10 protein-coding genes are annotated in these 10,422 nt (G+C 71.9%); 3 read left to right on the top strand and 7 right to left on the bottom strand.

Annotated elements, in window-relative coordinates; genetic code table 11:
* Together glpD and AC1MIR_RS22965 are read left to right on the top strand one after the other, a co-directional pair.
* Positions 1 to 2,074: glycerol-3-phosphate dehydrogenase (gene glpD, locus AC1MIR_RS22970; protein WP_480030509.1), on the top strand; the 2,074-nt coding region annotated here is incomplete at its 5' end.
* Positions 2,075 to 2,192: 118 nt separating this feature from the next.
* Entirely contained in the window at positions 2,193 to 3,305 is a 1,113-nt protein-coding gene (locus AC1MIR_RS22965; protein WP_480030508.1) for a sugar-transfer associated ATP-grasp domain-containing protein, read from the top strand.
* A gap of 125 nt (positions 3,306 to 3,430) precedes the next feature.
* Here AC1MIR_RS22965 and AC1MIR_RS22960 read toward each other — a convergent pair whose 3' ends face one another.
* The 6 genes from AC1MIR_RS22960 to ribA form a co-directional block, all read right to left on the bottom strand.
* Complete coding sequence (locus AC1MIR_RS22960; protein WP_480030507.1) at positions 3,431 to 4,627, bottom strand: hypothetical protein; 1,197 nt, start codon at positions 4,625 to 4,627, stop codon at positions 3,431 to 3,433.
* A 34-nt stretch (positions 4,628 to 4,661) separates the two neighbouring features.
* Positions 4,662 to 6,233 carry an oligosaccharide flippase family protein gene (locus tag AC1MIR_RS22955; RefSeq protein ID WP_480030506.1) on the bottom strand — a complete coding sequence of 524 codons (1,572 nt, stop codon included), beginning with the start codon at positions 6,231 to 6,233 and terminating at the stop codon, positions 4,662 to 4,664.
* 130 nt (positions 6,234 to 6,363) lie between these two features.
* Complete coding sequence (locus AC1MIR_RS22950; RefSeq protein WP_480030505.1) at positions 6,364 to 6,708, bottom strand: FKBP-type peptidyl-prolyl cis-trans isomerase; 345 nt, start codon at positions 6,706 to 6,708, stop codon at positions 6,364 to 6,366.
* Positions 6,709 to 6,712: 4 nt separating this feature from the next.
* Positions 6,713 to 7,141 (bottom strand): DUF3830 family protein, encoded by a 429-nt coding sequence (locus AC1MIR_RS22945; protein WP_480030504.1) that lies wholly within the window; start codon positions 7,139 to 7,141, stop codon positions 6,713 to 6,715.
* Between the two features lie 67 nt (positions 7,142 to 7,208).
* Positions 7,209 to 7,727, bottom strand: coding sequence for a L,D-transpeptidase family protein (locus tag AC1MIR_RS22940; RefSeq protein WP_480030503.1), 519 nt, complete (start codon positions 7,725 to 7,727; stop codon positions 7,209 to 7,211).
* 30 nt (positions 7,728 to 7,757) lie between these two features.
* Positions 7,758 to 8,930, bottom strand: a complete 1,173-nt coding sequence (gene ribA, locus AC1MIR_RS22935; protein WP_480030502.1) for a GTP cyclohydrolase II RibA — start codon at positions 8,928 to 8,930, stop codon at positions 7,758 to 7,760.
* A gap of 274 nt (positions 8,931 to 9,204) precedes the next feature.
* Between ribA and AC1MIR_RS22930 the strand changes: the two genes are divergently transcribed.
* Positions 9,205 to 9,930 carry a response regulator transcription factor gene (locus tag AC1MIR_RS22930; RefSeq protein ID WP_480030501.1) on the top strand — a complete coding sequence of 242 codons (726 nt, stop codon included), beginning with the start codon at positions 9,205 to 9,207 and terminating at the stop codon, positions 9,928 to 9,930.
* A 44-nt stretch (positions 9,931 to 9,974) separates the two neighbouring features.
* Here AC1MIR_RS22930 and AC1MIR_RS22925 read toward each other — a convergent pair whose 3' ends face one another.
* A complete protein-coding gene (locus AC1MIR_RS22925) occupies positions 9,975 to 10,130 on the bottom strand; it encodes a hypothetical protein (RefSeq protein WP_480030500.1) in 156 nt (51 codons plus the stop codon).
* Between the last annotated feature and the right edge of the window lie 292 nt (positions 10,131 to 10,422).

Raw genomic sequence — 10,422 nt, 5'->3', positions numbered from 1 at the left:
CCGGCGCCCCCCGGCGCCCCCCCCGCGCCCCCCCCCCCCGGCCCGCCCGCCGCCGCCCCGCGCCGCGGCCCGCGCGAGGCTCGAGGCGCTCGCCGGGCAGGCGATGGCCCTGGTGCCCGGCAGTCGCATCGCCGCCGACCAGCCCTTCCGCACCTTCGATATCGCGGTGGATTTCTGCGAGGACGCCGGCCCCTTGCCGCTGGCGGACGCCGAGCGCATCGCCGCGGTCTTCCGCGAAGGCGGGGCGGCGGCGAAGGTCAGTTCGATCCATGTGAATGCGTGGATCGGCGATTGGGACAAGCTTTCAGGCCTGCGGCATCTCTTCGCCACGCTGTGGCAGCCGCTGGATGCGGTGATCGATCAGGTCGCCTTCGTGGGGGACAGCCCGAACGACGCGCCGCTGTTCGCCGCCGTGCCGCTTTCGGTCGGCGTCGCCAATGTCGCGCCCTTCCTGCCCGGCATCGCCCCCCCCCCCCCCGGCGGCACCGCGCGGCGCCCGCGGGCTGGGGCGGGGGGCGCGGGGGCGGCGCCGGCTTCGTGGAGTTCGCCGAGGCGGTGCTTGCCGCCCGGCAGGCTTGATCCGCCGAGCATGGCTGACACCTTCGACCTTCTCGTCATCGGCGGCGGCGTGAACGGCGCCGGCATCGCGCGCGACGCGCAGGGCAGGGGGCTTTCCACCTGCCTCGTGGAACGCGGCGACCTGGCGGGCGCCACCTCCTCCGCCTCCTCCAAGCTGATCCATGGCGGGCTGCGCTACCTGGAGCAGTACGAGTTCCGCCTGGTGCGGGAAGCGCTGGCGGAACGCGAGGTGCTGCTGAAGCTCGCGCCGCACATCATCTGGCCGATGCGCTTCGTGCTGCCGCACCGGCCGGAGATGCGCCCGCGCTGGATGATCCGCGCCGGCCTGTTCCTCTACGACCACCTGGCGCCGCGCGTCAGCCTGCCGGGCGCCGAGAGCATCCCGGTGGCGCGCCATCCCTATGGCGAGCCGCTGCAGCGGGAAATTGCCGCCGCCTTCGCCTATTCCGACTGCTGGGTGGAGGACAGCCGCCTTGTCGTGCTGAACGCCCGCGACGCGGCGGCGCGCGGCGCCGAGGTCCTGGTCCGCACCGGCTTCGTCGGCGCCGAGCGCGAGGGCGAGGCCTGGAGCTGTCGCCTGGTCGGCGCCGACGGTGCCGAGCGGCGCGTGCGCGCGCGTGCCCTGGTGAATGCCGCCGGCCCCTGGGTGATGCAGGCGCAGGATGCCGCCCATGCCGTGGCGCGGGACCGCGTGCGGCTGGTGCGCGGCAGCCACATCGTGCTGCCCGCCCTCTATCAGGGCGACCAGGCCTACATCCTGCAGAACGACGACCGCCGCGTGGTCTTCGTGATTCCATACGAAGGAAAATTCTCGCTGGTCGGCACCACGGACGTGCCGCATGAGGGCGATGCGCGCGATGCGCGCTGCACGCCGGAGGAAGCGGCCTATCTCTGCGCCGCCGTCGGGCGCCAGTTCCGCTGCGCGCCGCGGCCGGAGGAGATCGTCTGGACCTATTCCGGCGTGCGCCCGCTGCATGACGACGGCGCGGACAACCCCTCCGCCGTCACGCGCGACTATGTGCTGAAGACCGATGCGCCGCCGGGCCAGCCGCCGCTGCTGACCGTCTATGGCGGCAAGATCACCACCTATCGCCGGCTGGCGGAGGAGGCGGTGGAGAAGATCGGCGCGGCGCTGGGGCGCGCGGGCACGCCCTGGACCGCGACCGCCGCGCTGCCGGGCGGGGAGTTCGGCGGGCTCGACCTGCCGGGCTTCGAGGCCGAGATGGCGCGTCGCCATCCCTGGCTCGCCCCGCCCGTACTGCGCCGGATGGTGCGCGCCTATGGCAGCGATCTCGATGCGATGCTGGACGGCGCCAGCGGGCCGAATGCGATGGGGGCCGAGTATGGCGCCGGCTTCACCGAGCGCGAGCTGGACTGGATGCTGCGCCACGAATGGGCGCGCACGGCCGAGGACGTGTTGTGGCGCCGCTCCAAGCTCGGCCTCCACATGCCGGAGGAAGGCCAGCGCCGACTCGCGGCGCGCCTCGGCGGCTGAGGCCGCGGGCCGGGCGGCGCGATGGACGCCGGCGCGCCTCTGGGGATATTGGTCCGCCCCGCCCCGCGCGAAGGGCCGTGCTGGAACGCCCGCCGGGCAGGGTGAAGGGAAGCCGAGCGTGACGCCGACACTTGCGAACCTGACGGAGACGGTGCTGCACCGCGCGGCCGGCCCATGGCACCAGGCCGGCAACCGGATGAACATCGCGCGCTACCATCTTCGCCAGGCGCGCATCTGCGAAGGGATCATCGCCGGGCTGGCGCAGCGCGAGGGGCTGCGGCTCGACCCGGCCGATGCGCGCCGCGCCGAGGCCTATGCGGCTGATGTGCTGGGCTGGCGCGGCTATGCGCCGTGGCTGAAGGTCTACACCGTGCGCGCCGGGGAGTTCCGCGAAGGCTGGATGCCCGACGACTACTACAGCCAGGTCGTGGTGCCGCGCATCAACGGGGCCTACCGGCACATGGCGCAGATGCGCCAGATGGGCGTGCGGCTGTTCGGCGCCGATGTCGTGCCCGACAGCCTGCACGTCGTGCGCGGGCGCTTCCACGCGCCTGACGGCACGCCGGTCGCCCCTGAAGCCGCCGCCGGCCATCTGTTCGCCAGAAGCGACCGTGCCGTGTTCAAGGCCAACTGGTCGGGTCGCGGCGCCAGCATCCGCGTGCTCGCCCGCGACGAGTTCCGGCCCGGGGAGCACTGGGCCGATGGCGTGTTCCAGCACTTCGTCACGTCGCATCCGAGCCTCGGCGCCTTCCCGGATGGCGCGACGGCGACCTTGCGCCTGACCACGGCGCTCGGCGCCGACGGCCAGCCGACCCTGCGCACCAGCTACATCCGGCTGCCGCGGGCCAGCGACCGCTTCATCCATGTGGCGACGCTCATTCGCGTCATCCTCGATCTCGACACCGGGGCCTTCACCGAGCGCGGCATGCTGTCCGACTGGACCGTGACGCCCGTGCATCCCGACACGCAGGTCGCCTTCGCCGGCTGTCGCATGCCGGGCTTCGCCGCCGCGCGCGACATCGCGCTCTCGCTGCACCGCGGCCTGCCGCTGGTCGGCTCGATCGGCTGGGATTTCGCCGTGGATTCCGAGGAACGGCCCTGGCTGCTGGAGTGGAATGCCGTGCACAACGACATCAAGGTGTCGGAGGCGATGCACGGCCCCTGCTTCGCCGGGCTGGGCTGGGAAAGGCTGTGGCGCGACGGGACCGAGGCCGACCCGCCGCCGGCATAGGCGCGCCCCAGGACGACCGTGCCTGGGGCCCCGCGTGGGGCCCCCCGCGCCGCGCGGTGGGTACCCCCGCCCCGGGGCGCCCCGGCGCGCGGCGCGGCCGCCCCCCCCCCCGGCCGCGCGGCTTTCTATCCGCGCGCGCCGGTGCCGTCGGCCTTCGGCGGCAGGAGCTCGGGGCGGCCGCCGAGGGCGATGCGGTCGAAGATGCGCTTCGGCATCGTGCTCGCGACCAGGCCGAGGAACCGCTCCCGGTTCGAATAGACATAGCCCTTCTGGCGCGCCAGTTCCTGCACCTCCTTCACGATGGTGATGCGGCGCTTGTTCCGGTTCAGCAGCCATTCGCCGACATAGGCGGAGCGGACCTTCGGCCAGACCTCCAGGTCGAAGGCCTTGTCGAACTTGTCGAGCTTGCCGAACATCTCCAGCGTGAACTCGGTGCGCGTGCACTTCCAGCATCGCGAGCAGTTGCGGTCCGTCAGCGGCGAGACGCAGACATTGAGGTGGCGCTGCGCGGAGGGAAGGTCGGCGATGCGCTGCGTCTTGTAGGTGCGCGAATGCTGGGCGCCGCTGAGGATCATCTCGGTCTGCGCCGTGGAGAGCAGGTGGATGAAGGCGGGCTCCAGCGGCGAGACGTAGTAGTTGTTCGGCTTGATGTCGTGATAGTTGTAGCCGGACGCCAGGTAGACGCGCCGCAGCAGCCGCGGCAGCAGCGCCGGGCAGGACATCGTCCGCAGCGTGTGCGACTTCACCAGCGGCAGGGTCAGAAGCTCGTTCAGGTTGCTCGCGATCGGGATGGCGCCGATGCCGTGCATCTCCGCAACCGCCTGCATCTGCGCCTGCCGCGCCGCCCAGTCGCGATCGAGGATCGCGCCGACGCTGGCGATGAACAGGTGCGTCACGCGGTAGAGCGGATCGTCGCATTCCGCATGGTGGTCGAGCAGCCCGTAGAAGGAATCGACGCCGCCCGAGAAGGCCAGGCCGACGCCGGTGCCCATCGTCTCGTCGTCGCGCAGCGTCTCCGCCGCGATCTTCACGCGCGAGAGCTTGTAGCGCAGCAGCTGGAGCGTCGGCTGCAGGTGCCGCTCGGCGTTGAACCACAGGCGCTTGGACAGGCTGCCTTCCGCCTGGATGTCCTCGCCGCGGACCATTGCCTCCTGCAGCAGCGCGATCAGGAACGGATCGAGGTTGCCCTCCAGCAGGCCCTCGCCATAGGCGGCCGGCACGCTGAACCAGAGATCGCGTGCCGTGCCGTCCCCGAAGCGGATCGTCGAGACCGCGCGGATGTCGCGGCCTGCCTGCTCGATGCGCGGGCGCGAGATGATCATCGTGGTCGGCTTCTCCTGCGGGGGGATGCTGTCACTAGTCGGAGGCGGCCTGCGCCGCCTTGGCGCGCGGCGCAGCGGGCCGGGGCGGCAGGAGCCGGCGGCCGAGCCCGCGCGGGACCTGCTCGAGCAGCGTGCTCTCCGGCCCATCCGGCCGCCCGCGCGCCCACCAGATGCCGCCGAGCACGCCGAGATAGACCGCGGCGCCGACCGCCACCTTCGCCAGCGCCACCGCGATCAGCGGCAGCCCCGCCGGCAGCGGCAGCAGCCAGATGGCCAGCACCATCGCAAGCCCCGCCAGCAGCGGGCGCAGCATCACGGTGACAACCGCGAACGGCCGCCCGAGCATGCGGAAGGCGATCTCGGCGTCGATCACGTAGAACACGACCCACATCGTGCTGTAGGTCAGGGCGACGCCCTGCGCGCCCCAGTTGAGGCTCGCGATGGTGCAGCCGGTGACCAGCAGCGCGGCCCGCGCGCAGGCGAGCTTCGCGGAGAGATCCACGCGGCCCATCGCCACCAGGATCGCGCGGTGCATGCCGACCATCGTGCCCGCCGCGCTGCCGATCGCCACGATCGAGAGGAACTGCGCCGCCGGCGCCCATTTCGCGCCGAGCAGCAGCACCACCGCCTCCGGCGCCACCGCCGCCAGCCCGAGACCGACCGCCACGGCCACGATCGCGCCCACGCCCACCGCCAGCATGGCGCCGCGGGCGAAGCGTTCGGGGTTGTCCTGCAGCCGCGCCAGGCCGGGCAGCAGCGCGGCACCCGCGGGCGCGACGGATTCCGCCACGAAGACGCGCGAGAGGTCGCGGCTGACGTGATAGAGACCGAAGGTCATGGTGTCGGCGATGCGGCGCACCGCGATCTCGTCGGCGGTGCGCGCGATGTAGGCGCCGAGCGACTGCAGCAGGGTCCAGGCCGAGAAGCTGAGGAAATAGCCCGCGCCCGAAAGCCTGAGGCGCACCGGATAGGGCACCATGACGTGGCTCATCACCGCCCCCAGCGCGGCGCCCGTCAGCGTGCCGTAAACGAGGCCCCAGTAATTGCGGAAGACCAGCGCGCCGGTGACGACGCAGGCCACGAGGCCGATCTTCTGCACGATCCGCAGCCTGAATTCGCGCTGGAACTGGAGGTTCCTGAGGATCGTCGCGGTGCCAGGGCTGCCCATCGCGTTGATCAGCGGGCCGAAGGCCATGACCTGCAGCACCGCCGTGATCTTCGGCTCCTCCAGCCAGACCGCGGCGGGCCCGGACATGAGGAACACGAAGGTCGTCACGAAGCCGGCCACCAGCAGGTTCAGCGTCCAGGCGGTGTGGACGTCCTGCGCCGCGACGCTGCGCAGCCGCGTCAGAGCATCGCCGATGCCGTTCTGCTGCAGCACCAGGAAGAAGCCGGTGACGATCGCCGCCGTGCCCACCACGCCGAAATCGGCCGGTGTCAGCAGCCGTGCGGTGATGGTGACGGAGACGAAGCCGAGCAGGCGGATCGCGAAACGCAGCGCGCCGAGGAACAGCGCGCCGCGGAAGATGGTGCGCGCCATCGGCGGCGAGCGGGACGGCAGGTCCTGCCCGGCGCCTTGCCCCGCATCCTGCCCCGTCTGCTGCAAGCATCCGCTCCGTCGGCGCGATGGCGCGCGTCAGTCCCCGGCCCGGATACTCCAGGCCGGCGCGGCCGCAAAGTGGGCGGACAATTCTTGACACGCCGTTGACATTGCACGCCGGGACGCGGCGGCCGGGTCAGCCGACGCCGAGCAGCTCCACCTCGAACAGCAGGGTGGCGTTCGGCGGGATCACGCCGCCGGCGCCGCGCGCGCCGTAGCCCATCTCCGGCGGGATGGTCAGCAGCCGCTGGCCGCCGATGCGCATCCCCGCAACACCGCGGTCCCAGCCCTGGATGACGTGGCCGGCGCCGAGCGGGAAGACGAAGGGCTCGCCGCGATCGCGCGAGCTGTCGAACTTGCGGCCCTTGTTGTCCGGGGCCTTCGGGTCGAACAGCCAGCCGGTGTAGTGGACCGTCACCGGCTTGCCGGCGAGCGCCATGGCGCCCTCGCCGACCACGATGTCCTGCATGCCGAGCGCCATCGCCTCAGCTCCCCGCCCGGAAGGTGATGGCCTTGGCGCCGTCCCACAGCACCGACCGCCCGATCTTCGCCAGCACGTCCAGCTTCTCGGTGATGGTCAGGAAGTGGTTGCCGGCGAGCTGCCCGGCCTTGGAGGCGAAGCTGCAGGGCCCGTAGGCGACCAGGATCTCCGTCTCGCTCAGGCTGGTCGGCATGCCGCCCGGATAGACGATGACATGGCCCGGCGCCGGGTGGCTCGTGGCGTTCTCGAAGCCGAGCGAGAGGTCGCGCTCGCCCATCGGGATCCAGCAGGCCTCGCCCGACCAGCGCACATGGATGATGCGGTCGCTGAAGGGCAGCAGCTCGCGGAAGCGCGCGACGGTCTTCGGCGCGTCCTGCGTCTCGAAGCGGGCGCGGAACACCTCGCCTGCGATGTCGATATGGATGTCGGCCATGCCGTGCCCCCCGGTGTCTCGGCGCTGCGCGTTACGCGAGCGGCGTGGCCTTGCCAAGCCGGGGCGGTCAGCCGGGCAGGACCTCGAGCCCGAGCAGGCCCGCGGCGAGCACGGCGCGCAGATCCCGCGCATCGAGCGCGACGCAGCCCTCGGTCGGCGCGAAGTCGGGCCTGGCGAGATGGAGGAAGATCGCGCTGCCGCGCCCGCGCTCCACGGGATCGTCGTTCCAGCCCAGCACGCCGACGATGTCGTAGAGCGGATCCTCGCGCCACAGATGCTCATGGGAGGCGTCGAAGGGCAGCCGGACGGGGCGGTTGTAGGCGCGGTGGCCGGGGTCGTCGCACCAGCCATCCTCGGGCGCGATGGGCTCGACCGGCACGGCGCACCGCGGCGGCGGGCCGCGATCGGCGCGGAACAGCACCCGGCGGAGCGGCATGCGCGCCGCCGGTGTGGCGCCGTCGCCCTCCCGCTTCTCCGTGGCCGGCCGGATGCCGCCCTTGCCGAGGGCGCAGCGCAGCACCAGACCGCCGAGCACGAGCCGCCCGGCCGGCAGGACATGCGCGAAGCCGGTCTCGGCCGATGCCATCGCGGTGCAGGGCCCGGTGCGCGCCGCGGACTAGGCCAGCAGATGCCCGAAGCGCTTCGCCTTGGTCGCCAGATACTCGTCGTTCACGCCGTTGGCGGCGAACTGGTGCGCCTCCCGCCCCGCGACATCGATGCCGCAGGCCGCAAGGCCCGCCAGCTTGTCGGGATTGTTGGTCAGCAGCCGCACATGGGCGATGCCCACCGCGTGCAGCATCTCCGCCGCCACCCAGAAATTCCGCTCATCGGCGCCGTAGCCGAGCGCCCTGTTGGCATCGAGCGTGTCGAGCCCCTGGTCCTGCAGCGCGTAGGCGCGCAGCTTGTTCACCAGGCCGATGCCCCGGCCCTCCTGCGCCAGGTAGAGCAGCACGCCGCCGGCCGGGTCCTCGGCCATGCGCTTGATCGCGCCGCGCAGCTGCGGCCCGCAGTCGCAGCGCAGGCTGCCGAGCAGGTCGCCGGTGAAGCACTCGGAATGGATGCGCGCGAGGGGCACTTGCCCCTCGGCCAGGGCTGCTTCGGGCCGGCCGACCAGGATGGCGAGGTGCTCGATGCCGCCATCGGCCGCACGGAAGGCGACGATCCGCGCCTCCGGCGCATCCTCGAGGGGGACCCGGGCCTCGGCGACCCGGGAGAGGGTGCTGGCGGCGGTGTCGGGATAGGACAGCACCTCCTCGGCCGAGACGGTCAGCACGTCCAGCCGGGCGGAGGCGGCTTCGCTGGCCGGGGCGACGACCAGGGCCGGCAGCAGCCGTGCCAGCTTGGCCAGGGCGATGGCGGCCGGGGCGAGGGAGGGCGTGGCGATGCGCTCGGGCTCGGCCGGCAGCAGGCGCTCGGCCGTCGGGTCGGCCAGGCTGCGCAGTACGGCGGGGTCCAGCAGGCCGGGGGGAAGGCGTAGCGCGACGGCCTCCTGGGAGTGGCCGCGCAGGTCGCCCTGCGGGACCGGCCGCTGCAGCACCGCTGCCGCGCGGACCGGCGCCAGCAGCAGGCAGGCCGGCGCCATCGCGCCGGCGGCGAGCTCCGCAAGACCGCGGGCGGAGACGGTTTCGGCGGCGGCGGCGAGCATGGCGCCCTCGGGGCCGCGCAGCAGCACCGGTGTGCCGCGGCGCAGGTCGGAGGCGGCGCGGTGAACGGCGCGCAGGGCGCGGGCGGCGGCGTCGGGGGAGGTGGGCTCGCGAAGCTGTGACGGGATGGGTCCCGCGATGCTCATCTGTTTGGTTCCGTGCTGGCGGCGGGGATTCACGCGGCCCAATGTGGCGCGGGCATGGCGTTTGGGAGGGGGCGGCGAGGAGAAATTCGTTGCTGCGCTCACGAACCTGCTACGATGCCATGAACGCGCCAGTGATTGCCGCGTTGCAGTTCGGTGGGGCCGTCGCCAGATTAATGTATATCAGTCGTGGCATGGCGGGGGTCCCTCACCGTACCATTTTCTTTCCGGCGCGGCGGACCTACCGTCCAGGCCCAATTTCGGAGCGGGAGCACAGATGGCCGGTCCTCGACCCATCCTCGTGGTGGATGACGACGAAGCTCTGCGCGAAACGCTGTGCGAGCAGCTCGCGCATGACGGCGAGTTCGCGCCCGAGCAGGCGGGCAGTGCGACGGAGGCCGCGGCACGCCTCGGCATGGAGGATGCGCGCTACGATGCGGTGATCCTCGACATCGGCCTTCCCGATGGCGACGGGCGGGAGCTCTGCGCGAGGCTGCGCCGCCAGGGCCTGCGGATGCCGATCCTGATGCTGACCGGCGCCGATGCCGAGCAGGACATCGTCCGCGGCCTGGACAGCGGCGCCAACGACTACATCGCCAAGCCGTTCCGGGTTTCGGAGCTGACCGCCCGGCTGCGCGCCCAGCTTCGCGTCTTCGACAATTCCGAGGACGCTGTCTTCTCCGTCGGCCCGTATTCCTTCCGGCCTTCGGCGAAGCTGCTGCTGGACGCCGCCCGGAACCGCAAGATCCGCCTGACCGAGAAGGAGGCGGCAATCCTGAAGTATCTCTATCGCGCCGGTGGCAGGCCGGTCGGCCGGCAGATCCTGCTGAACGAGGTGTGGGGCTACAACAGCGCCGTCACCACGCACACGCTGGAGACGCATATCTACCGGCTGCGCCAGAAGATCGAGCCCGATCCCAGCCAGGCGCGGCTGCTGCTGACCGAGGGCGGAGGCTACCGCCTGGATCCCCATGCGGGGCGGAGCACCGCCGAGGCCGCCTGAACCCATCGCCGCGCGCCGTGGGCGCGCGGCGACGGTGGTCGGCGCTATTCCAGCCGGCAGGCCTCGTCGAAGGACAGGCGCGGGTTGCGAGGGAACAGCCCCGCCGCATCGCCATAGCCGAGATTGACCAGGAAATTGGACCGCCAGGTGGTGCCGGCGAAGAACAACTCGTCCACCTTGCTGTTGTCGAAGCCGCTCATCGCCCCGGCATCAAGGCCGGGGGGGGGGGGCGCGCGAGAGCGGGGCCGTGCCACGCCTGGACCAGCACGGGGCAGCGATCCGGGCGGAGTTTGCCTGAATTCAGTTAACCGAATTTGCAAGGGGTTCCTGCCATGCATTCCATGCATGGCGCTTTTCTGCTGCAGTGCAAAAACCGCGCTTGCGTGAAGCCAGCCTGACACCTAATTTGTGCATCGCAGCAAGGCCGGTTCGTCCGCTTGCTGTCTTTCTTGGACGTTTCCTCCCTAAACTCGGCGGTGCCGCAAGGCACCC

The sequence above is a fragment of the Falsiroseomonas sp. RANM36 genome, from assembly GCF_056682175.1.
Note: the sequence above shows the minus strand (reverse complement) of the source record. Positions and strands in the feature narration are given on the sequence as shown.